Source organism: Sphingomonas sp. PL-96, from assembly GCF_020707215.1.
GTDB lineage: Bacteria > Pseudomonadota > Alphaproteobacteria > Sphingomonadales > Sphingomonadaceae > Sphingomonas.
The window spans coordinates 1,075,464-1,102,185 of the sequence record NZ_JAJFET010000001.1 but is presented as its reverse complement, the minus strand read 5'-3'; the positions used below and the strand labels follow the sequence as shown (position 1 = coordinate 1,102,185).

Annotated in this window: 25 protein-coding genes; 9 read left to right on the top strand and 16 right to left on the bottom strand. The window is 67.5% G+C overall.

Translation table 11 applies throughout. From position 1 onward, the window contains the following. Positions 1–17: 17 nt before the first annotated feature. The 5 genes from LK533_RS05050 to dusB all read right to left on the bottom strand — a co-directional run bounded on the left by LK533_RS05050 (position 18) and on the right by dusB (position 7,273). Complete coding sequence (locus LK533_RS05050; RefSeq protein ID WP_229361656.1) at positions 18–1,400, bottom strand: sigma-54-dependent transcriptional regulator; 1,383 nt, start codon at positions 1,398–1,400, stop codon at positions 18–20. Then, positions 1,397–3,661, bottom strand: coding sequence for an ATP-binding protein (locus tag LK533_RS05045; RefSeq protein WP_229361655.1), 2,265 nt, complete (start codon positions 3,659–3,661; stop codon positions 1,397–1,399). The genes LK533_RS05050 and LK533_RS05045 overlap by 4 nt, the downstream gene beginning before the upstream one ends. A 71-nt stretch (positions 3,662–3,732) precedes the next feature. Next, positions 3,733–5,175: a nitrogen regulation protein NR(I) gene (gene ntrC, locus LK533_RS05040; protein WP_229361654.1), complete on the bottom strand. Its 1,443-nt coding sequence runs from the start codon at positions 5,173–5,175 to the stop codon at positions 3,733–3,735. Next, positions 5,172–6,299: a two-component system sensor histidine kinase NtrB gene (locus LK533_RS05035; RefSeq protein ID WP_420705816.1), complete on the bottom strand. Its 1,128-nt coding sequence runs from the start codon at positions 6,297–6,299 to the stop codon at positions 5,172–5,174. Before LK533_RS05035 ends, ntrC begins: the two co-directional genes overlap by 4 nt. Further along, positions 6,275–7,273: a tRNA dihydrouridine synthase DusB gene (gene dusB, locus LK533_RS05030; protein ID WP_229361652.1), complete on the bottom strand. Its 999-nt coding sequence runs from the start codon at positions 7,271–7,273 to the stop codon at positions 6,275–6,277. Before dusB ends, LK533_RS05035 begins: the two co-directional genes overlap by 25 nt. A gap of 92 nt (positions 7,274–7,365) precedes the next feature. Here dusB and LK533_RS05025 point away from each other — a divergent pair, with 92 nt between their 5' ends. From LK533_RS05025 to LK533_RS05015, 3 genes are read left to right on the top strand one after another with little or no spacing between them, the layout of a single operon-like run. Beyond that, positions 7,366–8,520 (top strand): bifunctional 2-C-methyl-D-erythritol 4-phosphate cytidylyltransferase/2-C-methyl-D-erythritol 2,4-cyclodiphosphate synthase, encoded by a 1,155-nt coding sequence (locus LK533_RS05025; protein WP_229361651.1) that lies wholly within the window; start codon positions 7,366–7,368, stop codon positions 8,518–8,520. After that, positions 8,517–9,035, top strand: a complete 519-nt coding sequence (locus LK533_RS05020; RefSeq protein WP_229361650.1) for a hypothetical protein — start codon at positions 8,517–8,519, stop codon at positions 9,033–9,035. The genes LK533_RS05025 and LK533_RS05020 overlap by 4 nt, the downstream gene beginning before the upstream one ends. 4 nt (positions 9,036–9,039) lie before the next feature. Next, the gene (locus LK533_RS05015) at positions 9,040–9,579 is read left to right on the top strand and encodes a CinA family protein (RefSeq protein WP_229361649.1); all 540 of its coding nucleotides are present in this window, start codon (positions 9,040–9,042) and stop codon (positions 9,577–9,579) included. Here the strand turns inward: LK533_RS05015 and LK533_RS05010 are convergent. After that, entirely contained in the window at positions 9,501–10,001 is a 501-nt protein-coding gene (locus tag LK533_RS05010; protein ID WP_229361648.1) for a type II toxin-antitoxin system RatA family toxin, read from the bottom strand. The two genes, LK533_RS05015 and LK533_RS05010, sit on opposite strands and share 79 nt — an antisense overlap. 4 nt (positions 10,002–10,005) lie before the next feature. Then, a complete protein-coding gene (lipA, locus tag LK533_RS05005) occupies positions 10,006–10,932 on the bottom strand; it encodes a lipoyl synthase (protein ID WP_229361647.1) in 927 nt (308 codons plus the stop codon). A 143-nt stretch (positions 10,933–11,075) separates the two neighbouring features. On the opposite strand from lipA, the gene LK533_RS05000 reads away from it, so the two are divergent. Further along, positions 11,076–11,705 (top strand): carbonic anhydrase, encoded by a 630-nt coding sequence (locus LK533_RS05000; RefSeq protein ID WP_229361758.1) that lies wholly within the window; start codon positions 11,076–11,078, stop codon positions 11,703–11,705. A 3-nt stretch (positions 11,706–11,708) separates the two neighbouring features. Here the strand turns inward: LK533_RS05000 and LK533_RS04995 are convergent, their stop codons facing one another. Further along, on the bottom strand, positions 11,709–12,482 hold the full coding sequence (locus LK533_RS04995) for a polyphosphate kinase 2 family protein (protein ID WP_229361646.1): 774 nt from the start codon (positions 12,480–12,482) through the stop codon (positions 11,709–11,711). A gap of 78 nt (positions 12,483–12,560) precedes the next feature. Next, positions 12,561–14,390 (bottom strand): aspartate--tRNA ligase, encoded by a 1,830-nt coding sequence (aspS, locus tag LK533_RS04990; RefSeq protein WP_229361645.1) that lies wholly within the window; start codon positions 14,388–14,390, stop codon positions 12,561–12,563. Between the two features lie 145 nt (positions 14,391–14,535). On the opposite strand from aspS, the gene rnd reads away from it, so the two are divergent. Continuing rightward, positions 14,536–15,711: a ribonuclease D gene (gene rnd / locus LK533_RS04985; protein WP_229361644.1), complete on the top strand. Its 1,176-nt coding sequence runs from the start codon at positions 14,536–14,538 to the stop codon at positions 15,709–15,711. Continuing rightward, a complete protein-coding gene (locus LK533_RS04980) occupies positions 15,708–16,013 on the top strand; it encodes an I78 family peptidase inhibitor (RefSeq protein ID WP_229361643.1) in 306 nt (101 codons plus the stop codon). Before rnd ends, LK533_RS04980 begins: the two co-directional genes overlap by 4 nt. A 3-nt stretch (positions 16,014–16,016) precedes the next feature. On the opposite strand, the gene LK533_RS04975 is transcribed toward LK533_RS04980, so the two are convergent. From LK533_RS04975 to LK533_RS04960, 4 genes are read right to left on the bottom strand one after another with little or no spacing between them, the layout of a single operon-like run. Then, positions 16,017–17,522 (bottom strand): Ppx/GppA family phosphatase, encoded by a 1,506-nt coding sequence (locus LK533_RS04975; protein ID WP_229361642.1) that lies wholly within the window; start codon positions 17,520–17,522, stop codon positions 16,017–16,019. 2 nt (positions 17,523–17,524) lie between these two features. Next, complete coding sequence (locus LK533_RS04970; protein WP_229361641.1) at positions 17,525–19,648, bottom strand: RNA degradosome polyphosphate kinase; 2,124 nt, start codon at positions 19,646–19,648, stop codon at positions 17,525–17,527. Positions 19,649–19,651: 3 nt separating this feature from the next. Continuing rightward, positions 19,652–20,290 carry a chromosomal replication initiator DnaA gene (locus LK533_RS04965; RefSeq protein WP_229361640.1) on the bottom strand — a complete coding sequence of 213 codons (639 nt, stop codon included), beginning with the start codon at positions 20,288–20,290 and terminating at the stop codon, positions 19,652–19,654. Further along, positions 20,290–21,549, bottom strand: coding sequence for a heavy-metal-associated domain-containing protein (locus LK533_RS04960; protein ID WP_229361639.1), 1,260 nt, complete (start codon positions 21,547–21,549; stop codon positions 20,290–20,292). Before LK533_RS04960 ends, LK533_RS04965 begins: the two co-directional genes overlap by 1 nt. A gap of 61 nt (positions 21,550–21,610) precedes the next feature. Here LK533_RS04960 and purM point away from each other — a divergent pair, with 61 nt between their 5' ends. From purM to LK533_RS04945, 3 genes are read left to right on the top strand one after another with little or no spacing between them, the layout of a single operon-like run. Beyond that, a complete protein-coding gene (gene purM / locus LK533_RS04955; protein WP_229361638.1) occupies positions 21,611–22,717 on the top strand; it encodes a phosphoribosylformylglycinamidine cyclo-ligase in 1,107 nt (368 codons plus the stop codon). Further along, positions 22,710–23,558, top strand: a complete 849-nt coding sequence (gene purN / locus LK533_RS04950; RefSeq protein ID WP_229361637.1) for a phosphoribosylglycinamide formyltransferase — start codon at positions 22,710–22,712, stop codon at positions 23,556–23,558. The genes purM and purN overlap by 8 nt, the downstream gene beginning before the upstream one ends. Then, the gene (locus LK533_RS04945) at positions 23,555–24,184 is read left to right on the top strand and encodes a hypothetical protein (protein ID WP_229361636.1); all 630 of its coding nucleotides are present in this window, start codon (positions 23,555–23,557) and stop codon (positions 24,182–24,184) included. The genes purN and LK533_RS04945 overlap by 4 nt, the downstream gene beginning before the upstream one ends. A 68-nt stretch (positions 24,185–24,252) precedes the next feature. Here LK533_RS04945 and ndk read toward each other — a convergent pair whose 3' ends face one another. From ndk to LK533_RS04930, 3 genes are all read right to left on the bottom strand, one after another. Further along, on the bottom strand, positions 24,253–24,675 hold the full coding sequence (gene ndk, locus LK533_RS04940; RefSeq protein ID WP_229361757.1) for a nucleoside-diphosphate kinase: 423 nt from the start codon (positions 24,673–24,675) through the stop codon (positions 24,253–24,255). A gap of 91 nt (positions 24,676–24,766) precedes the next feature. Then, positions 24,767–25,207, bottom strand: a complete 441-nt coding sequence (locus tag LK533_RS04935; RefSeq protein WP_229361635.1) for a DNA polymerase III subunit chi — start codon at positions 25,205–25,207, stop codon at positions 24,767–24,769. Positions 25,208–25,220: 13 nt separating this feature from the next. Further along, on the bottom strand, positions 25,221–26,696 hold the full coding sequence (locus tag LK533_RS04930) for a leucyl aminopeptidase (RefSeq protein WP_229361634.1): 1,476 nt from the start codon (positions 26,694–26,696) through the stop codon (positions 25,221–25,223). Positions 26,697–26,722 lie beyond the last annotated feature (26 nt).

Here is a 26,722-nt window from a genome sequence, read left to right as displayed (position 1 = left end):
CCGCCGCGTCCACCTTGCTAGTCGTCGCCGCGCGTTTCCGTGATGCCGAGCAGCTTGAGCTTACGATGCAACGCCGATCGCTCCATTCCGATGAAGCTCGCAGTGCGCGAGATGTTCCCGGAAAAACGCCGGATCTGCACGCGTAGGTATTCGCGCTCGAACGACTCGCGAGCCTCGCGCAGCGGCGCTCCCATGATCGCATTGGCGCCAAGGCCCCCACTTCCCTCGCTCGGAGTCCCGAGAACTTCGGGCGGCAGCAGGTCGACGTCGATCCGGCCGATGCGGTTGCCCGGGGCCAGGATGACGGTCCGCTCCACCACGTTGCGCAGCTGGCGGACGTTGCCTGGCCACTCATAGGATTGCAGCGCCACCATCGCGTCGGGCGCGATTTCCGGCGTGGGCACGCGTCGTTCCGAGGCGTAATGGGCGACGAAATGCTCCACCAGTGCGGGAATGTCCTCCCGCCGCTCGGTGAGGGCCGGAATGGCGACGGGCACGACGTTGAGCCGATAGTAGAGATCCTCGCGAAAGCGTCCCTCGGCAATCTCGTCCTGCAGGTTGCGCGACGTCGCGGAAACGACGCGGACATCGACCTTCACCACGCGCTGGCCGCCGACTCGCGTGAAACTCTGGTCCGTCAGCACGCGCAGGATGCGCGCCTGAGTCGCGACTGGCATGTCGGCGATCTCGTCCAGGAACAGCGTGCCGCCATGCGCCTGTTCGAGCAGGCCGGGGCGGACCAGCTCGGCCCCCTCCTCCACCCCGAACAGCTCTTCTTCAACGCGTTCCGGCGTCATCCGCGCAGCGCTCACGATGATGAACGGCGCCGATGCGCGCTGGCTCCACCCGTGAAGCAGCCGGGCGGCCACTTCCTTGCCGATCCCGGCCCCGCCGGTGATGAGCACCCGGCTGCCGGTCGACGCAACGCGCTTGAGCGTCGCCCGCACCGTGTTGATGGCGGCCGAGCTGCCGGTCAGGTCCTCCTCGCGGCCCGCCGACACCCGCAGCGATGCGACTTCGCGGCGCAAGCGCTCCGTCTCGGTCGCGCGCTCCACGAGGAACAACAGCCGCTCGGCTTCGAACGGCTTTTCGATGAAATCGACCGCGCCGCGTCGGATGGCCGCGACGGCCGTGTCGATGTTGCCGTGCCCGGAGATCACCAGCACCGGAAGCGTGGGATCGCGTTCCTTGATGACGTCCAGCAGTTCGAGGCCGTCGAGCCGCGATCCCTGAAGCCACACGTCGAGCAGCACCAGCGATGGACGCCGCGCGGCAATCGCCTCCAGCGCCGCGTCGCTGTCGGCGGCACCCCGCGTGTCATAGCCTTCGTCCTCCAGCACGCCGGAGACGAGGTCGCGGATGTCGTTTTCGTCGTCGACGACAAGGATATCGAGCTTCATGAGCGGGCTGTTCCAGTACGGGTAAGCATGGCCTGGCGTTGGGTTTCTTCGGCCCCGGCAAGCGCGGATCCGGCATCCTCACCCTCCAGCGCGGCAAGGACGTTCAGATCCAGGGTAATGGTCACGACGGTGCCGCCGCCGGGACGGTCGCCAAAGGTGATGGTGCCGAAATGCTCCTCGACGATCTTTTTCACGATCGCGAGGCCGAGCCCGGTGCCGCGCACGCGCGTGGTCATATAGGGCTCGACGATCCGGTCGCGCTCGACCGGAAGGCCGATGCCATTGTCGCTCACGGTCAGCTGAAGCTGGCCCCCCTCCGAGGCGCTCAGCGCGACATCGACCCTGCCCTCGGGAGCGCCTTCGCCGCGGGCTTCGATGGCTTCCACGGCGTTCTTGACGATGTTGGTGAGCGCCTGGCCGAACTGGCGACGATCGCAGACGACCGGTGGAACGGCATCCTCCGCTGCCAGGTTGAAGGCGACCTGGGGATGCGCCACTTCGTGCAGGAACACCGCCTGCCGTGCGATGTCGAGCATCGACTCCGCGCGGAACACCGGCTTGGGCATGCGCGCAAAGGAGGAGAATTCGTCCACCATGCGGCGCAGGTCGCCGACCTGGCGCACGATCGTGTCGGTCAGCTTCACGAAGGTGCCGTCGTCATTCTCGATCTGGCGGCTGTAGCGTCGCTTGAGCCGTTCCGCGGCAAGCTGGATCGGCGTCAGCGGGTTCTTGATCTCGTGCGCAATGCGGCGCGCGACATCAGACCAGGCCGCCCGGCGTTGATCGAGCAGCTGCTGCGTGATGTCGTCGAATGTGAGGATGAAGTTCGTGCTCTGCCGCGTGACCCGAACGGCCAGGGTACGACTCTCCCCCCCTACCGAAAGTTGAACGATCGCCTCCCGCTGATCCCCAGAGAGGAGAACATGCAGCTCTGGAGCGACATCGCCGAGTGGTCGTCCAACCATGATCGTGGCAGTCGTCTTCAACAACGATGCTGCAGACGCGTTGACGAGACGAACCGACCCATTCGGATCGACCGAGATCACGCCAGCGCTGACACCAGACATCACAGCCTCAATCAACGCGCGCCGGCTCTCAGCCTCGCCGCTTGCAGCCCGTAGGGCGCTGGTCTGCTCGTTCAGACGCTCGGTCATGCGGTTGAACGCAGTCGCGAGCACACTCACTTCATCGCGTGACGGCTGCTCGCGCACTCGCGCGCTTAGGTCACCGCCTGCTACCCGCTGTGCTGCGTCGACCAGGTCCCCGATCGGACGCACAAGCCGGTCGGCCACACCGAGCGCGACGTAGACAGCCGCTCCCACGATCACCAGTGAGATGATGAGCAGCGCGACGTTGAACTGCAGCTGTAAAGACCGTGATCGATCGAGGAGCGCCTGATAATCCGCGAGCACGGCCTGTGCTCGCGTCATTCTCGTTGCCATCTCCTGAGCGCCAGAAATCCGCGCGGCATAGAGGAAAAGGTCGGTCCCGCCGATCCGGGTGATCGACTGTGTCCGCTCGCGGCTCGTGCTCACGACGCTTTTCGCGCCGGCTTTGAGTTTGGCGATAGCCGCTGGATCAATCGTACGTTCCAGCGGTCGGTCATAGGGGTTCACCAACGCCAAGGCGTTGATCTCGCCCTTGGGCCCGACGGAAAAAACAATGCCTTCAGAAAGGCTGCGTTGGTAAACGTCCTGACCGAACAATCCCGTGAACTGCGTGCTGTCGATCTCCCACCCGAACTCGTTCAGTGCTTTCGAGAGATCCACCGCCATGGCTACGTTCTCGTTGTCTACGTAGCTCAGCATCTCCTCGTATGACTGGGTGGCCAATGCCTGTGCGTTCTCCAGCATTCCACGCGCCCGGTCCGAAAACCAGAATTCCACGCCAATCTGGAACAACAGTGACGCAAAGATCGTCACAAGTAGCATCGGCACGCTGGCAAGCAGCGAGAAGCTCCCGACCAGCCGCACATGCAATTGCCCGGACCCGCCAAGCGACGATCGCGCCGCTCGCCGCATTGCCGCACGACGCCCGAGCAGCACCAAGAGCGCCATGTTTGGAATAAGGTTTGCGACGAGTAGGAGGGCGACGAGCGGCGGCTTCAGCAAGCGCTGATGTTCAGCGTCTCCCGCAAGGATGAAATAACTGCCTGTCGCGATTGCGACGGCCACCGCCAGTACCCCGACTTCGATAGCGGGAACGAAACGCGTGGGAAGCGTGAAGCTCCGCCGATCCTCCATCCTCGCGCTGTCGCCCATCCGTGGAAGCGTACAACGATACTGTTGCCAAGAAAACACAGAAACGCGCAATCAGGACGGGACGACCCGCTTCAGCGGGGAACGGTGCGCACCAGTCCCGGCTCGATCGCCAGCACATCGAGCCGCTTGCGCAGCGTGTTGCGGTTGATGCCCAGCGCCCGCGCCGCGCGCAGCTGGTTGTTGCCATGCCGCTCCAGCATCGCTTCTATCAGCGGCCGCTCCACCTCCGCTATGACGCGGTCGTAGAGGGTGCCGTCGTCGAGCGCCTGGGGCGCATCGTTGGCGAGCCGCCGCAGAAACGCGCGGACGGCGGCGTCGATCGCCCCTTCTCCTTCGGGCGGCGCGACGAACCTGCTGTTGTCCCCAAACGACCCGCGCAGTTCCTCGGCACCAATGCGCGCGTCACGCCCGAGCACGGCACAGCGGCGCATGAGGTTCTCCAGCTCGCGTACGTTGCCAGGCCAGTCGTGCCCCTCAAGCGCGGCAACCGCCTCGGCGGAAAGCGAGCGCCTGGGCAGGCCCTCCTCCGCCGCCCGGTTGAGGAAGTGGCGTGCGAGCAGGGCGATATCCTGCCGCCGCGCGCGCAGCGCCGGCAAGGACACCGGCACCACGTTGAGCCGGTAGAACAGATCTTCGCGAAAGGCGTTTGCCTGAACCAGACCGGCGAGGTCGCGGTTGGTGGCGGCAACGATGCGCACGTCCGCGCGGATCGTGCGAACGCCGCCTACGGTCGTGAACTCGCCCGATTGCAGCACGCGCAAAAGCCGCGTCTGGGCCTCCAGGGGCATGTCGCCGATCTCATCCAGGAACAGCGTGCCGCCGGCTGCACGCTCGAACTTCCCCGCAACCCGCTGCGCCGCGCCGGTGAAGGCGCCGCGTTCATGGCCGAACAGCTCCGCCTCGATCAGCTCGCGCGGGATCGCCGCCATGTTGAGCGCGATGAAGGGCGCACTGCGACGCGGGCCCAGGTCGTGCAGCGCCCGCGCCACCAGTTCCTTGCCGGTGCCCGACTCGCCGGAGATCAGCACCGTCAGATCGGTCGAGACGACGCGCGCGATAACGCGATACACGTCCTGCATCGCAGGCGAGCGGCCGATCAGTGGCAGGTTGGCGTCGATCGCCTCCCCCATGTCGGCCGGCGTGCTCGTTCGCCGCGCAAGCGCGGCGCGCACCGCCAGCCCGAGCGCGTCCAGGTCAAAGGGCTTGGGCAGATAGTCGAACGCGCCCGCTTCGTTGGCGCGCACGGCGGTCGTGAGCGTGTTCTGGGCGGAAAGCACGATGATCGGCAGGTCCGGATAGTCGCTTCGCAACGTTCCGGCCATCTCCAGCCCGTCGCCGTCCGGAAGCACGACATCGGTGATCAGGACGTCGGGCATCGACGCATCGAGCTCCACGCGCAGCTGCGCGAGCGATGCGGCGGCAACGACGTCATAGCCCTCGCGGCGGAGTGCCTGCGCGATCACGGTGCGGATGCTGGCGTCGTCGTCGACAACCAGGATGGAGGCGTCGGTCATGCGTCAGGCGCTCTCGGGAGGAGGATACGAAAGACGGTCGCGGGCGGTTCGCCCTCGCGGGCATAGCGGATCACCCCGCCCAGCTCTCCCACCAGCTTCTCGACGAGCGGCAGCCCAAGTCCCCGCCCCTCGCGTTTGCCGGAGACGAACGGCTCGAACAGATGGTCGGCGAGATCCGCGGGCGCGCCCGGGCCATTGTCGATCACGCACAGCTCGATCGGAAGCTGCCGGCGGGCCTTCCCGCGACCGCCGCCGACCGATACGCCATGGCGATAGGCGGTCGCCAAAGTGATCCGCGGTGCAGCGGTTGCGCCCAGCGCCTCGGCCGCATTCTTCAGGAGGTTGAGGAGCAGTTGCACGAACGCATGGTCGTCGAGCAGGACGTCGGGGAGCGACGGGTCGAAGCGCTCCTCGATCGCGATCCCGCTCGCGAACCCGGCGGCCGCGATCTGGCGCGCATGGGCGATCAGCGGATAGATGTTGCGCGGCTCGAGCGCCCGCGGGCGCTCATCGGTGAAATCTTCCATGCGGTCGATCAGCGCCGCGACTCGATCCACCTCGGCCGTGATCAGGCTGGTGAGCTCGCGCCGTTCCTCCGCCTGCTCGACCTGGGCCAGCAGCTGCGCTGCGCCCCGGATGCCGGAAAGCGGGTTCTTGATCTCATGCGCCAGCATCGCCGCCGCGCCGATCGCGGCCCGCGCCCCGCCCCGCTCGCTGGAGCTGGCGAAGCGAAGCGACGCGCCTTCGGGATGAATGGTGACGATCCGCCAGCCCGGCTGGTCAGGCAGGCTGCCCTCGACATAATCCGCGCGGATCGACCCTGCGCGATCCAGCACCAGCTCGACGTCATAGGCGGCGAATCCATGCCCATCCTGCCGTGCGACCGCCCCTGCCGGCAGTCGCACGAGCGAGTCGATCGCCTGGCCGCGCATCGCGCGCTCGGAATGGTTGAGGAGGTTCTCGCATGCGCTGTTGGCATGCGCGACCCTGCCGTCCGGTCCGACCACGAGCGCCGCCACCGGCAACGCCGCAAACCAGTCAGCAGGCCCCGGAGCGTCGTGCGCAGTCCGTGCCACGCCGCCCCCAGGGTCCGGGATACTCAAGCGGCCGCGCGCGAGCGCCATGGCGCATAAAATTCGGCAAGCATCCGGCGCGCCACGGTCGGGTCTGCCTCCTGGTTGACCTTGTTCCGGAACTCAGCCGAGCCATGCAGCCCCCGCGTGTACCAGCCAATATGCTTGCGCATCATGTTGACGCCGACTTCATCGCCATAATGCTCGAGCATCATCTCGTAATGCTCTGCAATCAGGGCATATTGCTCGTCCAGCGACGGGTCGGCGCGCTCGCCCTCGCCGCTCAGCGCGTCCATTACCTGGCGCAACAGCCACGGCCGACCATAGGCGCCGCGGCCGATCATCACCCCGTCCGCGCCTGACTGCGCAAGCGCGTTGCGCGCATCCTCGACCGAGCAGATGTCGCCGTTGGCGATCACCGGGATCGAGACGGCATCCTTGACGCTGCGGATAAAGGCCCAGTCCGCCTCGCCCTTGTACATCTGGTTGCGGGTGCGGCCGTGCACCGTCACCATTCGCGCCCCCAGATCCTCGGCGATGCGGGCGAGTTCGGGGGCGTTGAGGCTGGCATGGTCCCAGCCCATCCGCATCTTCACAGTGACTGGCAGCTTCACGGCCTTGACGGTCGCGTCGATCAGCGCGGCCGCGAGCTTCAGGTCGCGCATCAGGGCCGAACCGGCGTCGCCGTTGGTCACCTTGCGCACGGGGCAGCCCATGTTGATGTCGATGATCGCCGCGCCGCGCTCTTCGCTGAGCTTGGCCGCTTCTGCCATCTCGCTTGGCGTGCAGCCGACGAGTTGCATCGAAACCGGCTCTTCCGCCGGATCCCAAGCCGCCTTCTGGATCGACTGGCGTGTCTCCCGGATTGCCGCCTGGCTGGCGATCATCTCGGTGACGTTGAGGCCGGAACCATAACGGCGCACGATGCGCCGGAACGGCAGATCGGTCACGCCCGTCATGGGCGCAAGGATCACCGGCGCGGAAACGGTCACGGGACCGATCTGGATGGGAGCGAGGGTCTGCATCACATGTGCCTGAAAAACGGGCAGCCCGTACGCGAAGGGCGGTGCCGAGGCAAGGCTGGCGGCGCGCAGCCGCTTGCGCTAGGCGGCGCCGCATGAACGGCCATCGCACGGTCGCGCTGATCGTCGCCGCAGGTCGTGGCGAACGGTCGGGCAGCGCGCTTCCCAAGCAATTCGCATCGGTCGCCGGTCGGCCGATGGTGGCGCACAGCTATGACGCGCTCACCGCCCATCCGGCCATCGATGAGGTGATCGTGGTCACCGCCGCCGAGCAGTTCGAGACGGTGGCTGCGACGCTGGGAGCGGTTCGCTGCGTCGGCGGAGGAGAGACCCGGCGCCAGTCGGTGCGCGCGGGCCTGGAGGCGATTGCCGCAAGCGGCGGCGCCGACCGGGTGCTGATCCACGATGCGGCCCGTCCCTTCCTTGGACCCGCAGTCATCGAGCGGCTGCTCCTGGCCCTGGAGCAGGCTCCCGGCGCAGTGCCGGTGCTGCCGGTCGCCGATACCGTCGCTCGTGCGGACAGCGCACTCGGCGAGGTGGTCCCGCGCGACGGGCTGGTCCGGGTGCAAACTCCGCAGGCGTTCCACTTCGACGCCATCCTTGCCGCACACCGCGGCTGGTCGGGCGATGAGCCGACCGACGATGCGCAGATGCTGCGCGCGGCCGGCGGCAGCGTCGCCTTGGTCCCGGGGGATCCCATGCTCGAAAAGATCACCTATCCCGCCGACTTCGCCGCAGCGGAGGCGCGCGCCGCAACCCGGTTCCGCGTGCGCAGCGCCACCGGCTACGACGTCCATCGCCTGGAAGCCGGGGAAGAGCTTTGGCTGGGCGGTATCCTGATCCCGCACGACCGCGGCCTGTCCGGCCACAGCGATGCCGACGTCGGCCTGCACGCACTGACCGACGCGCTGCTTGGCACGATCGGCGCCGGCGACATCGGCACCCACTTCCCGCCCAGCGACCCGCAGTGGAAGGGCGCGGCGTCCGATCGCTTCCTGGTCCACGCCGCCGACCTGATCCGGGCCCGCGGCGGCATCCTCGACTTTGTCGACCTCACGCTTATCTGTGAAGCGCCCAAGATCGGCCCCCATCGCGAGGCGATCCGCACCCGCATTGCGGCGCTGCTGGAGATTGCGGAGGACCAGGTGAGTATCAAGGCGACCACTACCGAACGGCTCGGCTTCACCGGCCGCAGCGAAGGCATCGCGGCACAAGCGATCGCCACGGTCCGGATCCCGGAGGCAGGATGACGCGCTTTTTCTCCGCGGCGCTGGCAGCGCTGCTCGCGACCGCCGGCCATGCGCAGGCGCAGACGACTGCCTGCGTAACTCGCGCGGAAGCAGAGGCGCTGGTGCTGTTCGTGGCACCCGACCTCATCCGCCAGACCGGCCAGCGTTGTGCCGCCGCGCTGCCGGCCAACGCACTGCTGCGGCAGACCAGCGGACCTTTGTTGTCGAAATATGCGGCCGAGTCGGAACGTGCCTGGCCCCAGGCGCGCAGCGCGCTGCTGAAGGTTGCGGGGCCGGACGTTAGCCAGATGCTCGACTCGGCCTTTGCCAAGCCAATGATCGGCGCGCTGGTAGCACCGCTCGTCACCGGGGAGCTGAAGGCAAAGGACTGCCCGACGGTTGAGCGCGCGCTCAACCTGGTGCAGCCGCTCCCCGCCCGTAACACCGCGGCGCTGCTCGTGCTGTTCGCACAGGCCGATGCCGCCAGCCCCCGCCCGATGATGCGCCTGCCGATCTGTGCGGCGGGCAAGGAATAAGACGATGGATACGATCCTTCCTTCCGAACTGTTCGACGCTGCCCAGCGGGTGGTTGAGGAAAACCGGGCTGCCGGCCGGCGCATCGCCGTCGCGGAAAGCTGCACCGGTGGCCTTGTCTCGGCCGCGATCACGGCGATCGCCGGCTCGTCGGACGTGTTCGAGGGCGGGCTCGTCACCTACTCGAACGAACTGAAGGCCAAGGTGCTGAACGTGAGCACGGACGTGCTCGAAACCTTCGGCGCTGTGTCGATCGCCACCGCCTGGAGCATGGCCCAGGGTCTTATCGAGGTGACCGAAGCCGATGTGGGCGTTGCCATCACCGGCATTGCGGGGCCGGGCGGCGGTACGGAGAAGAAGCCGGTGGGCACCGTCGTGTTCGCGCGTGCGGAGCGCGGGGGCGATCCGCAGCACGTGGTGGCCGACTCGCGGTTCTTCCCGGTGGAAGGCCGTGGCAACGTCCGGCTTCAGGCGGCGCTGTGTGCGCTCGAACTGCTGCGTCCCGGCGTCTCCGGGTTGGAAGAGGTGGCGCCCCCCGCCCCGTAAAGGGCAGCGGCGCGTTCCTCGAACGCGCCGATCATCTTGCGCAGCGCGCGGTCAAAGACCTGGCCCGCGAGCAGCTCGAACATGCGGTTCTTGAACGCGAAGTCGACGCAGAAGTCGACCAGCGTGCCGCCCTGCCCGTCCGGCCGGAACGTCCAGTCGTTGTTGAGGTACTTCAGCGGCCCGTCGAGATAGTCGACCCGAATATGTCCGGGCCGCTCCTTGGCGACCTTGGACGTAAAGGTCTCCCGCAGTCCCTTGAACCCGACGATCATGTCGGCAACCATTTCGGTCTCGCTGTTCGAGCGGACTCGCGTCGCGCTCACCCAGGGCAGGAACTCGCCATAGCGGCCAACATCGGCCACCAGTTCGAACATCTGCTCCGGCGTGTACGGCAGGTGACGGGTTTCGGAGTGGCGCGGCATCGTATCAGCCCCGCGCCACGCCCAGCTTGGCGTCGCGCGCCGCGCGCATCTTCTCGAAATCGTCGCCCGCATGGTAGCTGGAGCGGGTGAGCGGCGAGGAAGCGACCAGCAGGAAGCCCTTGGCACGCGCGATTGCGGCATAGGCGTCGAACGCCTTGGGCGTCACGAACTCCGCCACCTTGGCATGGCGCGGCGTCGGCTGCAGATACTGGCCCATCGTCAGGAAATCGATGTCGGCCGAACGCATGTCGTCCATGACCTGATGGATTTCCAGACGCTCCTCGCCCAGGCCCAGCATCACGCCCGACTTGGTGAAGATCGAGGGATCGAGTTTCTTCACGCTCTCCAGCAGTCGCAGCGACGCATAGTAGCGCGCGCCCGGCCGGATCGTCGGGTAGAGCCGCGGTACCGTTTCGAGATTGTGGTTGTAGACGTCCGGTCGCGCCGCGACGATCGCCTCGACGGCCGCCTCGTGCTTGTTGCGGAAGTCGGGCGTCAGGATCTCGATGGTGGTGGTCGGGTTCGCGCTGCGGATCGCCTCGATCACCTTCACGAACTGCTTGGCGCCGCCGTCCGGCAGGTCGTCGCGATCGACCGAGGTGATCACGATGTGGTTCAGCCCCATCTGCGCGGCGGCATCGGCCACATTCTGCGGCTCCATCGGATCGACGGCCCGCGGCATGCCGGTCTTGACGTTGCAAAAGGCGCAGGCGCGGGTGCAGGTGTCGCCCAGGATCATCACCGTCGCATGCTTCTTCGACCAGCATTCGCCGATGTTGGGGCAGGCTGCTTCCTCGCAGACGGTGGTCAGGCTCTTGGAGCGCATCAGCGCCCGCGTCGCGGCAAAACCGGCCGAGGTCGGCGCCTTGACGCGGATCCAGTCGGGCTTGCGTTCGCGGGGCGGACGGGCGAGCGGCGTCATCTCGTTCATGGTCGCCAGATAGCGTTCGCAGGGCGTTCCCACAACTGTCGCGCGCAGCAACGCAAGATGCCCTGCGCGCATCCATCCAAGGCGCCCGCGCGGAAATTCTTTGTTACTCGCCTCCCGCCGCGGGCTTTGTTAGTTCGATGCCCATGACACGCATGAACGATCTCATCGAAGGCTATTACCGCTTCCGCGGCGGCGAATGGCAGGAAGAACGCGAGCGCTGGGCGGAGCTCAAGACGGGACAGTCCCCGCGGGTGATGATCATCGCCTGCTCGGACAGCCGAGTCGATCCGGCCACGGTGTTCGGCACCCGCCCCGGCGAGGTGTTCGTGGTGCGCAACGTCGCCAACCTCGTCCCGCCGTATGAACTCGGCGGCGGTCGTCACGGCGTTTCCGCGGCACTCGAATTCGCGGTCACCAAGCTCGAAGTCGAAGAAATCCTGGTGCTGGGCCATGGCGCCTGCGGCGGCGTGCACGCCTCGCTCACCCGTAGCCTTGAGAACACCGCCCCCGGTGAGGGTGGCTTCGTCGCCCACTGGATCGACCTGCTCGACGAAGCACGCGATCGCGTGGTCGCCAAGCATGGCGACGGCCCTGAGGGCCAGGCCGCCCTGGAGCAGGAAGGCGTCCGTGTCTCCATGGCAAACCTCCTGACCTTCCCCTTCGTGAAGGAGCGGGTCGAGAACGGTCGCCTGAGCATCCATGGCGCGGTGTTTGCGATCGCCGACGGCAAGCTGCGCATCCGCGACGAGAACGACGTCTTCTCGGCCGCCTGACCTTTACCCTCCGGCAAGCTGGTCGCGCAGGGCGGCCAGTTCGTCGGCCAGCGGCGGCGGCTCCATCGGGACCGCCGCTTCCAGGCGGTCGGCGATCGCGGTCAGGGCCGCGATCCTGGCCGCTTTCTTGTTGTTGCCGTCGATGCCGATCCATGGCGCCTTTGGCGTGTCGGTGCGGGCGAACATCTCCGCCATCGCCTCCAGATAGGCGGGCCGCTGGCTGCGGTTGTGGAAATCGTCGTGCCCTGTCTTCCAGCGCTTCCAGGGTTCGTCGATCCGCGCGCGCAGGCGCTTGTCCTGCTCTTTCTGCGTCACATGCACGAACAGCTTCACCAGCGTGGTGCCGGACGCGACCTGCTGCGCCTCGAACGCGTTGATCTCGTCATAGCCCCGCTGCCATTCGGCGGGGGTGGCAAAGCCTTCCACCCGCTCGACGAGCACGCGCCCGTACCAGCTGCGGTCGAACAGCGCGATCGACCCCGCCCGAGGCAGGTCGCGCCAGAACCGCCAGAGGAAATGACGCGCCCGCTCCCCGTCCGTCGGCGCGGCGATCGGATGGATCCGGAAGTGCCGCGGGTCCCAGCGTGCGGTCAGCCGCTGGATGATGCCACCCTTGCCGGCGGCGTCCCATCCCTCGAGCATGACGATCGCAGGCCGGCCGGCCAGGATGTGGGCAACCTGGATGCGCTGCAGGCGCTTCTGGAGCTTCTTCAGGTCCGTGGCATAGTCGCCATGATAGCGACGCCCCGTTTCGAGGTCGGAAAGGCAAAGGGTCATGAACCCTAAGCGCATGACCGGCCGCAGACGTTCCGAGCCCCGGGCCGGCACGCCACGCGGCGTGCCGGCCATAGTAGATCAGCCGCCGGCGTTCGGCGCGACGACTTCGGCAACATCCTTCTTGGGCGTGTCGGCCGTCACGCGAATGTTGAGCTCGCGCAGCTGCTTGGTCGAGACGAAGCTCGGCGCGCCCATCATCAGGTCTTCGGCCTTCTGCGTCATCGGGAAGGTGATCACCTCGCGGATGTTCGGCTCGTCAGCCAGCAGCATGACGATGCGGTCGACACCCGGCGCCGAGCCGCCGTGCGGCGGCGCGCCATATTTGAACGCGTTGATCATGCCCGCGAAGTTCGCGTCGACGTCGGCCTGCGAATAGCCGGCGATCTCGAACGCCTTGTACATGATCTCCGGACGGTGGTTCCGGATCGCACCCGACGACAGCTCGATGCCGTTGCAGACGATGTCATACTGATAGGCGAGGATGTCGAGCGGGTTCTTGGTCTCCAGCGCCTCCAGCTCGCCCTGCGGCATCGAGAAAGGATTGTGGCTGAAGTCGACCTTCTTGGCGTCCTCGTCATATTCGAACATCGGGAAGTCGACGATCCAGCAGAACTCGAACCGGCTCTGGTCGATCAGGCCGAGCTGTTCGGCGACCCGGGTGCGGGCGAGGCCGGCGAGCTTGGCGGCCTGCGCCTCCTTGCCCGCGGCGAAGAACACGCCGTCGTCCGGGCCGAGACCAAGCGCCTCGGCAATCTTGGCCATGCCCTCTTCACCGTGGTTCTTGGCGATCGGGCCGCCCCACTCGCCACCCTTGCGGGTGGCATAGCCCAGGCCTGCAAAGCCCTCGGACTGCGCCCAGCTGTTCATGTCGTCGAAGAACTTGCGGCTCTTCTCGGCCGTGGCCGGTGCTGGCACCGCGCGCACGACGTCGCCCGCTTCCACAATCGAGGCGAAGCGCCCGAAGCCAGAGCCCTTGAACAGCTCTGACACGTCGGTGATGATCAGCGGGTTGCGGAGGTCGGGCTTGTCGTTGCCGTACTTCAGCATCGACTCCCGGTACGGGATGCGGCGGAACGGCAGCGCGCTGACGCTGCGGCCCTTGCCCTGCCAGTCGGCGAACTGCTCGAACACGCCGTGCAGCACCGGCTCGATCGCGGCGAACACGTCGTCCTGCGTGACATAGCTCATTTCGAAATCGAGCTGGTAGAATTCGCCCGGGCTGCGGTCGGCACGCGCGTCTTCGTCGCGGAAGCAGGGTGCGATCTGGAAGTAGCGGTCGAAGCCCGCGACCATCAGCAGCTGCTTGAACATCTGCGGCGCCTGCGGAAGCGCGTAGAACTTGCCGGGATGAACGCGGCTGGGGACCAGATAGTCGCGCGCGCCCTCTGGCGAAGACGCGGTCAGGATCGGCGTCTGGAACTCGGTGAAGCCCTGCTCGATCATGCGCTGGCGCAGCGACGCGATCACCTGCGCACGCAGCATGATGTTGGCGTGCACCTTCTCCCGGCGCAGGTCGAGGAAGCGATAGCGCAGGCGAATATCCTCAGGATATTCGGCGTCGCCAGCGACCGGCATCGGCAGTTCCTGCGCCATCGACTGGACGGTCACGGCACGCGCGAACACCTCGATCTCGCCGGTGGCGAGGTTCGGGTTCACCGTCGCCTCGCTGCGGCGCTTCACCACGCCGTCGATCGTGATGACCGATTCGGTGCGCAGGGACTCAAGTGTCGAGAGCGCCGGAGAATCGCTATCCGCAACGATCTGCGTGATGCCATAATGGTCGCGAAGATCGATGAAGAGCACGCCGCCATGGTCGCGCTTGCGATGCACCCAGCCCGACAGGCGAACTTCCTGGCCGTCGGCATCGGCATCGAGCTGGCTGCAGTTGTGCGTACGATAGGCGTGCATGATGCAATCTCTGATTGCGCCGCCCCTGCGGAAGCCGGGATCTCGATGGACCCCAGGCCTTGCTGGAGTGGCGGGGAAAGGCAGGCCCGCCGCTTCCCTCCCCATCCCCCTTTTGTCAACCCGCCGCACCGCCTATGGGCATGCGATGCACATCCATCCGTTGATCACCGACAGCGCTGCCCTTGCCGATTTGTGCGCGCGTCTCGCCACCGCCGACTATGTCTGCGTCGATACCGAATTCATGCGCGAGAACAGCTATTATCCTGAGCTGTGCCTGATCCAGATCGCCGACGACAAGGAAGCGGCCGCGATCGATCCGATGGCGCCTGGCATCGACCTCAAGCCGCTGCTCGACCTGATGGTCGACAACCAGGACGTGCTGAAGGTCTTCCATGCCGGCGGCCAGGATCTGGAGATCGTGTACAACCTGACCGGCAAGACGCCGCATCCGCTGTTCGACACCCAGGTGGCGGCCATGGCGCTCGGCCAGGGAGAGCAGGTCGGCTATTCCAACCTCGTCGACGCATACCTCGGCATCAGCGTCGACAAGGGCGCGCGCTTCACCGACTGGAGCCGGCGCCCGCTCGACAGCCGCCAGCTCGACTATGCCATCGCCGACGTGACGCACCTGTCCAAGATCTTTCCCAAGATGGTCGCGCGCCTTCGCAAGACCGGCCGCGGCGCCTGGTTGGACGAGGAAATGGATCGAATCGCCGATCCCGCCAATTACTTCAACGATCCGGATGCCGCCTGGCAGCGGGTGCGCATCAACAGCCGCAAGCCTGACGTGCTCGGGCGGCTGAAGGCGCTGGCCCGCTGGCGTGAGCTGGAGGCGCAGGGCAAGGACCTGCCGCGCGGCCGCATCGTCAAGGACGAGGCCATCGCCGACCTGGCCGGCAATCCGCCCAGGAAGCAGGCCGATCTCGCCAAGGTGCGCGGGCTGTCGGCCACCTGGGCCGGCAACGACATCGGCGGACGGCTGATGGCGGCGCTCGCCGACGCAACGCCGCTTCCGGCCGCCGAGATGCCGGCGCGCGAGGAGCGTGGCCCCTCGCTCGGCAAGGAAGGCGCGCTGGTTGCCGACCTGCTCAAGCTGCTGCTGAAGATCCGCGCGCGCGACATCAACGTGGCGGCCCGCCTGCTCGCCCGTTCGGACGAGCTTGAGGCACTGGCGGCGGGCCAGCGGGACAAGCTGCCCATCCTGCAGGGGTGGCGCTACGAACAGTTCGGCCGCGACGCGCTGGCGCTGGTGGAGGGCCGCATGGCCTTTTCCGTCGGCGGCGGGAAGCTCAAGATGACCTTGACGGAGGATACGGAATGATCCGCCCATTGTTGCCATTGCTGATGCTGGCGGGCTGCACGCCCACCGTGGCGGACGGGGCGCTGCAGCCGGGCACGGACAAGACTGCCCCGACGCAGGGTGCGTGCCGGATCGACGGCCTGACCGATCTGGTCGGCAAGCACGCCAGCGAAGCGCTGGTCACAGATGCCCTGAAGCGCTCAGGTGCCAGGTCGTCGCGCAGCATCGGTCCCGACACAATGGTGACGATGGACTTCAAGCCGGACCGGCTCAACATCCACACGGATGCCGCTGGAACCGTCACCCACTTCCGCTGCGGCTAAGCCTCAGCAGCCCGCCGCAGCCTTCAACCCGAAGGCTGCGGCCAGCGTCTTGTGGCGCTTCTCCACGGCCTCCCCATAGAGCGCCGCGTCGGCGGGAGCATAGCCGAGCTGGATCGTCTCGCTGCTGCGCGCCAGCCGGGTGCGGTCGAGCGGGCCGGCGACGCCCCCACTCAACCGCTGCCCCAGGCGCATCGCCAAGCCCCACCGCCGCGCAGTCTCCAATGCCGCGGGCGGTGCCAGCGTGCCGAGCACTTCCGGTACGTCGCTGCCGCCTCCGAATGCCGTATGCAGCGCCTGCGCGACCATCGCCCGCCCGGCGGGATCGATCGCCACCCATTGCCCGTGCAGCGCAATCTCTACGCCGCGTTCCGCGCGAAAGTCCGGGTTCGCATCCCAGCCCACATCGCCCAGCAGGCAGGCAACGTGGCGCAACCTCGCAAGATCGGGCGCCTCGTCGGTGAACAGGGGGGCGATCCACTGATCGAGCAGATCGCCATGCTCCTCGAAGCGCGACAGACGCCGTCCTTCCGCCCGCGCCGCCGCAAGCAGCGGATCCTCCCGCTGCGCGACCGGATCGAGCGACTGGTACAGCAACCCCTCCCGCAAGCCGAACGAGGACGTGACCGTCCGGTCGCACCCGAGGCCCGACAGCACGGTTGAAAGCAGTGCCGCAGCGTCGCCCAGCATCGGGATACGCCCGGATGAAAGCTTCGGTACCGCCTTCAAATCCTGTCGCGGCATGGTCGTGAGCATGTTCGCGAGGGCACGGATCCGCGCCGCCGACATGGCATAGCCGTTGACGATCGGCAGCGGGTAGCGGGTGAGGTGCATGTCGAGCTGCGTCAGCCCGCGCCAGGAGCCGCCCACCAGATAGAAGGGCAGGCCCTTGCCCTGCCCCGTCCAGCCGCTCGTCTTGAGCACCTGTGCCACATGGCGTTCGAGCGCATCCTTGCCCTTGTCGCGGATTGCGGCAATCCGCAGGACGCCCAATGGAAAGGACGTGCGTTCCCACACCCGTCCAGCCCGCACGCGCACCAGTTCCAGGCTTCCTCCACCCAGGTCACCGACGATCCCGTCCGCCTCGGGAAACGCCGAAAGGACGCCATAGCCCGCGCCTACCGCCTCGGCCTCGCCGGGCAGGATCTCGACCTCCAGTCCTTCCGCCGCGGCAAGGGCGATCAGCTCCGACCCGTTGCTGGCGTCGCGCACGGCTGCGGTCGCGACGGTGCGGACGTCCGGAACCTCCATTTCGCGCGTAAGCCAGGCGAACCGCGCAAGTGCCGTCGCGGCCATCGACATGGCCTTGAGATCGATGCTGCCGGTGCGGCTCAGCGAGCCGCCAAGCCCGGCCAGGACCTTTTCGTTGAACAGCACCGAGGGCAGCCGCGGGGGGCCGTTGTAGACTACCAGCCGGACCGAGTTGGAGCCGATGTCGATGATCGCGTTGCGCGCGCGAACACCTTCCAGAGGGCGCGGTGCGGGGCTGCGGAGGCGGGTAAGCAGGGCCATGATCACCCGTCCTGTTCGGTAAGATGCTGCCGCAGCGATAGCTCCTGCGGCATGGTGTCGTCGAGCGCCGCGCCACGACCGGAAAGCGACGGATTGGTCATGAAATAGCGGTGCAGGTTGAAGCCCGGCCCCTCCACCTCCACCCGATGATAGCTGCCGTCGGACTGAAGCTCCCAGCTCTGTTCCTCGTCGATGAGGTTGGCGAGCATCACCTGGTCGAGCACCTGTTCGTGCACGGTCGGGTTGGTGATCGGCAGCAGATATTCCACTCGCCGGTCGAAGTTGCGGGGCATCCAGTCGGCCGAAGAGATGAACAGCAGGGCATCGTCGTTGGGCAGGGCATCGCCATTGCCAAACGCCCAGATGCGGCTGTGCTCAAGGAAGCGCCCGACGATCGACTTGACCCGGATGTTCTCGGACATACCGGGCACGCGCGGCCGCAGGCAGCAGATGCCGCGGATGATCAGCTCGATCTCGACCCCTGCGTTGCTGGCTTCATAGAGCTTGTCGATCACCGCCGGGTCGACGAGCGAGTTCATCTTCGCCCAGATCGCGCCCCGCCGCCCCGCCTTTGCATGGGTGATCTCGCCCTCGATAAGCTCGATCAGCCGGTTACGCAGGTTGCGCGGCGAGATCGCCAGCCGCTCAAGATGCGCAGGTTCGACATAGCCGGTGATGTAGTTGAACACCTGAACGGCGTCCCGTCCGATCACCGGGTCTGCGGTGAAGAAGCTCAGGTCGGTGTAGATGCGGGCGGTCACCGGGTGATAGTTGCCGGTGCCGAAATGGCAGTAGGTCCGCACGCCGCCGTCCTCGCGCCGGACCACCATCGAGATCTTGGCGTGGGTCTTCCAGTCGATGAAGCCATAGACGACCTGCACCCCTGCCCGCTCCAGCGCGGATGCCCAATAGAGGTTCTGCTCCTCGTCGAATCGCGCCTTGAGTTCGACCACGGCCGTGACGGACTTGCCCGCCTCTGCCGCGGCGATCAGCGCGTTTACCACCGCCGATTGCTTGCCTGCACGGTACAGCGTCTGCTTGATCGCGAGCACGTCCGGGTCGACCGCCGCCTGTTTCAGGAAGGCGAGCACCACGTCGAAGGTCTCGTAAGGATGGTGGACGACGATGTCCTTGGACCGGATCGCGGCAAAGCAGTCGCCTCCGAACTCGCGGATCCGCTCCGGAAAGCGTGGACTGAACGACGGGAACTTCAATTCCGGCCGGTCTTCCTCGACCAGGAAGGAGAGGTCGCCGAGCCCCAGGAACCCGCTCTTCTCGATCAGCAACGCGTCGCTGCCGCCGAGCTCCTCCTTGAGGACACTCAGCAGGTCGTCGCTGATGTCGCTTTCCACCTCAAGCCGGATGACCCGGCCGCGCCGGCGGCGCTTGATGGCGGAGCGGAAGTACAGGACCAGGTCCTCGGCTTCCTCCTCCAGCTCGATGTCGCTGTCGCGCAACACTCGGAAATCGGCCGAAGCGACCACTTCATAGCCCGGGAACAGCAGCGAGGAGAAACGCTTGATCACCGTCTCGATCGGCACGTACCGGGCGGGCATCCCCGGCAGGCGGACGAAGCGCGGCACCGCAGTGGGCAGCAGCACCAGCTCGCGCACTTCGACGCGATCCGCAATGCGGATGAGGTCGAAAATCACACTCGACCCCTGGTTCGGAATGAACGGAAAGGGGTGCGCCGGATCCAGCGCCTGGGGGGTAATCATCGGGAACAGCTGATCCTGGAAGTGGCGCCGCAGCCACGTCTCCGCCTCTCCGGTGATGGCGTCGCCTTCCAGCACGAAGATGCCGGCTTCGCCCAGCGCCTCTGCCAGATCGTCCCAGATCCGCTGCTGGCTGGCGACCAGTGCCGTCGCGTCCTCGACGATCGCGGCCAGCTGCTGCGCCGGGGTGAGGCCGTCGATCGACTTAAGCTCCACGCCCTGGAGCATCTGCCCCTTCAGGCCCGCCACCCGGACCATGAAGAACTCGTCCAGATTGCTTGCGGAGATGGACAGGAACCGCAGCCGCTCCAGCAGCGGATGCGCGGTGTTGCAGGCCTCTTCCAGAACGCGCCGGTTGAACGCTAGCCAGGAAAGTTCTCGGTTGAAATATCCTTGGCCAGTATCCGCCACGCTTCAGGCTCCCTCGTGTTCCATGCTCGCCGCCGGGCCGATCGGTACCAGCCCCGCCTTGGTCAGCACCGGCCGGGCAGTCGCGATCGAAAGGCGCCGGTTCTGTCGAACCATGGCGTCTTCCTCCAACGCTTCGACAACGCCGAGGATGCTGATGTAGCTCCGTTCGACCCGCCGAGTGATCCAGTCGATTAGCCCCGGGCCTGCGACAATTTCGCGACGTTCAAACAGATAGTCGAGGAGAGACGCCACCAGCCGTGCGTCCGGCAGGCCGAGGGTGAGCACCGGGGTGGCCCCGATGCGCGAGCGAAGGTCCGGCAAACGGATTTCCCAATCGGGCGGCGGCGCATCCGCTACGATCAGCAGCGGCCGGTGCTCCGCCTGGGCCTGGTTCCACGCGTGGAAGATGTCGACCTCGCCCTGGCGCTCGGCATCGTCCACGACCGCGCCGCCGGTACGCAGCGCGAACAACCGGGCCAGGAGCGACCGGCCCGACTTGCGCGGGCCGACCAGCAGCGCTGCCATCACCGGCCAGCTGCCCCAATGTTCCAGGTGCTGGACGGCGCGCGCGTTCACGTCGCTCACCAGGAATTCGTCCGCCCGCGCACCCACCGGCTGGCCGAGGGGCAAGTCGAGCTGCATCAGCCGCCCGCAGGTGCCGCCGGCGCGGCAGAGGGCGTCGGCGTCGGGGTGCCGGCCGCACGGCGAATGCGCAGCACGCCCCCGCCCTGCGTCACCTGCCAGCCCCGAGCCTGGAGCGCGGCGGCCAGAACCGCGGGGTCGCCGTCGAACACCACGCGCATCACCGACACGCCGCCGAGCGCCAGACTCGTCGTCACGGCCGAGCGCACGCCGGCCACCGCGCGCACCGAGGCTTCTGAAGCGGCAACGGCCCCGACACCGGGCGTGTCGAACTGGATCGACAATGTCGCGCGGCCATCGGGCGGCGTGACCGCGAGGTCTCCCATGGTCGGGTCGGTACCTTGCGTCGGCACCACCGGCGTCGGCAGCGGCTGGCCCGGCGGCGGCGCGCTGAGCGCGGCGTCGGTGCGCAGCTGCCCCTGGCGCAGCGCCTGCTGATAGGCGGCATCGATGCGGCGCACGCCTTCGTCGAGCAGGGCCGGCAGCGTCTCGGCGCGATCGACCTTCAGGGTGAAGCGAGTCAGTACGTGATGGTCGGGGCCATAACCGGCCGAGAACTCGCCGATGACGGGGCCGCCGGGCCATTGGCGGCGCAGCTTGACCTGCGGCACCAGCACATCGGCCGCGCCATATTGGTCCAGGATCGTGCGCCACCAGCCACGTCCGCGGCGACTCACCTGGCCGGCGTTGACGAGCAGCGCGTCGGGGCCGGTTCCGGTCAGGCGGACATAGTCGATCACGCTGTTGCCCGTGCGGAAGCGCGCCCAAGCCTCCTGCCAGGGCGTGGCGCGTTCGAATACGGTGCCCGCGCCGCCGGAGATCTGCAGCGGCACGACCAGCAGTGCGGGGGAGCGCAGCGTTTCGCCGGCGACGCCCAGGATGGAACCCGCCCGGCCGCGGTTGAACAGCACGCCCAGCTTCGCGATGTACCGATTGGGGCCGATCTGCTCGTCTTCGACCACGATTCCGCTGACCAGCGAATCGAGCGCCGAGTCGGACAACGACCCCGCCCGGCCGGTCAGCCGCCGCGACAGCATGTCCCAGCCCTTGCGCTGGGCGAGGCGCCAGCCGGCAGTCCGCGCAGCCTCTGCATTGGCGCCGGAAACATCGACGCGGACGCCGGAAACCTCGAAACTCCCGGAACTTGCGATCGGCGCGACGCCGCGGCCGCCGTCCTCGATCTGCGCGATCACGGCACCGCCGCTGGCAAGGAGTGCTACCAGCAGGCCGGCACGCAGGGTTCGGGGAAAGCGAGACATCGGCCGCCTTTTGACGAAGCGGGCGTGGAAATCCAAGCAGGATATGGCTAGTCGCTCGCCCATGAGCACCGAAGACGCGGGCGCGACGCCCTATACCTACGCCGGAGCCGGCGTTTCGATCGCCGCAGGCAACGCCTTGGTCCGTGCCATCGCGCCGCTTGCCCGCTCCACCCGCCGGAGCGGCGCCGACGCCGACCTGGGCGGCTTCGGCGGCATCTTCGATCCCAAGGCCGCGGGCTTCAAGGACCCGCTGCTGGTGGCCGCCAACGATGGCGTCGGCACCAAGCTCAAGCTGGCGATCGAGCACAATTCGCATGACGGCGTCGGCATCGACCTGGTCGCCATGTGCGCCAACGACCTGATCGTGCAGGGCGCCGAACCGCTGTTCTTTCTCGACTATTACGCGACGGGCAAGCTGGAGGCGGACGTCGCCGAGCGCGTGATCGCCTCGATCGCGGAAGGGTGCCGCCAGGCCGGCTGCGCGCTGATCGGCGGCGAAACCGCGGAGATGCCGGGCATGTATGCCGCCGACGATTATGACCTCGCGGGCTTCTGTGTGGGCGCGGTCGAGCGCGAGCAGCTGCTGACCAAGGGACGTGTCCAGGCGGGCGACGTGATCCTGGGTCTCGCGTCCTCGGGCGTGCACTCCAACGGCTTCTCGCTGGTCCGCCGGCTTGCGGCCGACAAGGGCTGGAAGCTCGACCGCCCGGCGCTGTTCGATCAGGAGCGACTGCTGATCGACGCGCTGATGGCGCCGACCCGCATTTACGTGAAGAGTCTGCTCCCGCTGCTGCGTGCGGAACGCATCCACGGCCTCGCCCATATCACCGGCGGCGGCCTGCTCGAGAATATCCCGCGCGTCCTGCCCGAGGGCTGCCACGCTCGCGTCGATGCCGATGCCTGGGCGCAGCCGCGGCTGATGGCGTTCCTGCAGGCGCAGGGCGCGATCGAGCCGGAGGAAATGGCGCGAACCTTCAACTGCGGCATCGGCATGGCCGTGCTGGTCGCAGCGGACGAGGCCGAGGGCGTGGCGACGGCCCTGGCCGGAGCCGGCGAGCAGGTGTTCCGCATCGGCTCGGTCGAGGCCGGCGACTGCGGCTGCACGGTGACCGGCAGCGCCGGCACCTGGAGCGCGCGCGGCGACTGGTCGGCGACTCACCTTGGCTGACGCTGTGCGGCGCAAGCTCGGCATCCTGATCTCCGGTCGCGGGTCGAACATGGCGGCGCTGGTCGAGGCTGCTGCGGCGCCGGACTGCCCGTTTGCGGTGGCGCTGGTCGCCAGTGACAAGCCCGAAGCGGCCGGTCTGACCTGGGCGGCGGAACGCGGCATCGCGACCTTCGCACAGAGCCCCAAGGGCATGCCGAAGGCGGAGTATGAGGCACGGATCGACACCGCCTTGCGCGACGCTGGCGTCGAGCTGATCGCGCTCGCTGGCTATATGCGGCTGCTGTCTCCGGCGTTCGTCGAACGCTGGGCGGGGCGGATCCTCAACATCCATCCGTCGCTGCTGCCCAAGTACAAGGGGCTCGACACGCACGCGCGGGCGATCGAGGCCGGGGACGCGGTCGCCGGCTGCTCGGTGCATGTGGTAACCGAGGAGCTCGACGCGGGCGCAGTGCTTGGCCAGGCCGAGGTCCCGATCCACGCCGGGGATACCGCGGAGACGCTTGCGGCGCGCGTGCTGGTGGAGGAACATCGGCTCTACCCCCAGATCCTAGCGGAGTTCGTGCGGAGCATGACCGACCAGCCTCTCGATCGCATTCGCAGCACCGCACTCGTGCTCCCTGGTGCCGAGGAAGCGCCCACCGACGGGCGGCCGAGCTTCACCGTCGAACACGCAGTCTTTGCGCGCATGGCAGACGACAACACGCTGGAGGTCCGTACCGCGGACGGCTGGCGCAGCATCGCACTTGCCGGCGAAGTCGATTGGACGGCCGTGGAAGACGCGATCGCACACGGGTGGGAGGTGACGGCTCCCGCGGCGCTGCTGGAGGCCGGCGGCCGGTGAGCGAGGCACCCCGCAAGCGCTGGCGCTGGCTGACGCTGGCAGAAATTGTCGGCGTGGCCGCGCTGGTGATCTCGGCACTGACGCTGTGGAACAACGTCTCGTCGCGCAAGGATAGCCAGATCGAGCGCGCCGAGGAAGCCGCGCGTCAGGAAGCGGCTGCCAGTGCGGAGGCGCACGTCGCGCAACTCGTCACGCTGGTGGGGACGCCGGGGAACAGCGGCCGCACCCTTCAACTCAGCGATGCCAACCACCGGATCGAGCGGATCGAGGTGCAGTTCCCGCCGTCGCTGAAGGTGCCGGCCAAGGACGGCGTGCTCGACACCCGGATCGATTCGGACCGGATCGCAGCGCCGCTGCTCAAGCTGACGGACGGGGGCGCGGACGCAATCCAGGGGCGCCTGCCCGTCCGCATCGACAGCCAATATTGGGACGGCGACGTCCAGCGCGAGGACAGCGCGATCTACGAACTCGTGTTCGCGACCGAGGGCCACCTGATCGGCGGTCGTACGCTGAAGCTTCAGGGCGTCACCCTCAAGCAGCGCAAGCCCGGCGCCCAGTCGGATGCCCGGCTCGAGAGCCTGTGGGCGGCGGAACGCCGTCGCCTCGGGCTTCCCCAAACGAAATAGGGCGCCGCTCCAGATCGGAGCAGCGCCCTTTCTCGTCTCGATCGCCGCCCGTGCGAGCGGCGGCCCGATCAGCCGACGATTTCTTCCGGCTTGAAGAAATAGGCGATCTCGATCGCGGCATTCTCTTCCGAATCCGAACCATGGACCGAATTGGCTTCGATCGACTCGGCGAGTTCCTTGCGGATCGTGCCGGCGTCGGCGTTCGCCGGGTTGGTCGCGCCCATGATGTCGCGGTTGCGCTTCACGGCGTCTTCACCCTCGAGCACCTGCACGACGACCGGGCCGGAGATCATGAAGGAAACGAGGTCGTTGAAGAACGGGCGCTCCTTGTGGACCGCGTAGAAGCCCTCGGCCTGCTCCTGGGTCATCTGGATGCGCTTGGACGCGACGACGCGCAGGCCGGCTTCCTCCAGCATCTTGGTGACGGCGCCCGTCAGGTTGCGGCGGGTGGCGTCGGGCTTGATGATCGAAAACGTGCGGGTCGCGGCCATGGCCATGCGGCTCCTTGGATGGTGGCTGTTTGGAAAGTCGCGGCTCCCTAGTCGCCCAACCGATCGGATGCAAGCGAGAGCCCGCCGCGCGTCAGGCCGCCTGTTCCCAGCGGCCGCCCTCGTTCTGCTTCCAATAGCGCCGCGCGACCTCAGGCCGCTCGCCAAGCGCCCGCCACGCCTGCCGCGCTTCAACGATGCGCTCCTCGTCAAAGAAGTGGAACGCGCGGTCGAAGTCGAGCGCGCCGTCCCGCCACACACCATCGGCAAGCGCGATGTTGCGCGCCCCGTTCGCGGGCTCGATCCCGGCGGCGATCAGCACCGGCTGCCGCGCGTCGTTGTCGCCGCCCGCCTGTGCATGCGGCAGGAAGCTTTCGGGGGAATAGGCCCAAAGGCAGCGGTCGAGCGCCTGCCGCGCTTCTTCCTGCTCGGCCACCACCAGCAGGCGACCGCCCCCCGTCACCACCCGCTCGGCAATGCGCGGCAGCGCACGGTCGAGCGGGAGCTGGGTCAGGTGATAGAAGTCGACCTGCATGGCGGCTGCGCGATCAGCCTTCGAACTGGTCGCGCACGAAGCGGTCGAGGACGCGCACGCCGAAGCCGGTCGCGCCCTTGTCCCAGGCGACGCCCGGCTTGTCGGCCCAGACCATGCCGGCGATGTCGAGGTGCGCCCAGCGGACCTCCGGCTCGATGAAGCGGCCGATGAACTGCGCGGCGGTGATCGAGCCTGCGCCGCGGCCGCCGATGTTCTTCATGTCGGCGATCGGCGAGTCGATCAGCTTGTCGTAGGCCGGCGACAGCGGGAAGCGCCACAGCTTGTCGCCCGTCGCCTTGCCGGCGTCGAGCAGTTGATCGGCAAGCGAGTCGTCGTTGGCGAACAGGCCGCCATGCTCGTTGCCAAGCGCGATGATCATCGCTCCGGTCAGCGTCGCCAGGTCGACGATCGTCTTCACCTTGTGCGTCCGCTGGACCCAGGTGACCGCGTCGCACAGCACCAAGCGGCCTTCTGCGTCGGTGTTGAGCACTTCGATCGTCTGGCCGGACATGGAGGTGACGATGTCGCCCGGACGCTGGGCGTTGCCGTCCGGCATGTTCTCGACCAGGCCGCACACGCCGATGACGTTCGCCTTTGCCTTGCGCAGCGCCAGCGCCTTCATGGCACCAGCGACCGCACCGGCGCCGCCCATGTCCCACTTCATGTCTTCCATGCCGGCACCGGGCTTGAGCGAGATGCCGCCGGTGTCGAAGGTCACGCCCTTGCCGACGAGCGCGACGTCGATGTCGCCTTCGCCCTTGCCGTTCCAGCGCATGGCGAGCAGCTGCGCCTCACGCACCGAGCCCTGGCTGACGCCCAGAAGCGCGCCCATGCCGAGCTCGCGCATCGCTGCCTCGTCGAGGACGGTGATCTCGATGCCCAGCTCCTCCAGATGGCGGCAGCGCTCGACGAAGCTCTCGGGATACAGGACGTTTGGCGGCTCGCTCACCAGGATGCGCGTGAGCGCAAGACCGTCGGTCAGTGCCTTGGCATCGGTCCAGGCCGCGTCGATGCCCTCGGGAGCCGCGACGACCTCGATCCGCTCCAGCGTCGGCTTGGCGGCCGCAGGCATGCGCGTGCGGTAGATGTCGTGGCGCCAGCCGCGCTGTTCCGCTGCACCCAGCAGCCGTGCGACGGCGGTGGCACTCGTCGACGCCGACAGCGTCGAGAAGTCGATGACCAGCGTGGGAATTGCTGCCGTCAGGTAGCGGGCGGTCAGGGCGCCACCGGCACGCTCCAAGTCCGCGCCCTCACCATTGCCGGTGCCGAGCAGGATGACGCGGGCAGCACCCTCGCCCTGCGGCACAAAGATTTCGGCGATCGTCCCCGGCTCGCCATCGAAGCGCGCGCTTTCGGCGGCTCCGCGCACCAGCGCCGCCGTGGCGCCGTCCAGGCCCGCGTCGCCCAGGTTGGCGACGCCGCCCTTGCCCACCGGCAGCACCAGCGCCGCCGCGTCGGCGGGCCGCGAGGAGATGAAACGGATCTGCATCAAGAAACTTTCCCTGTGGTGAAACG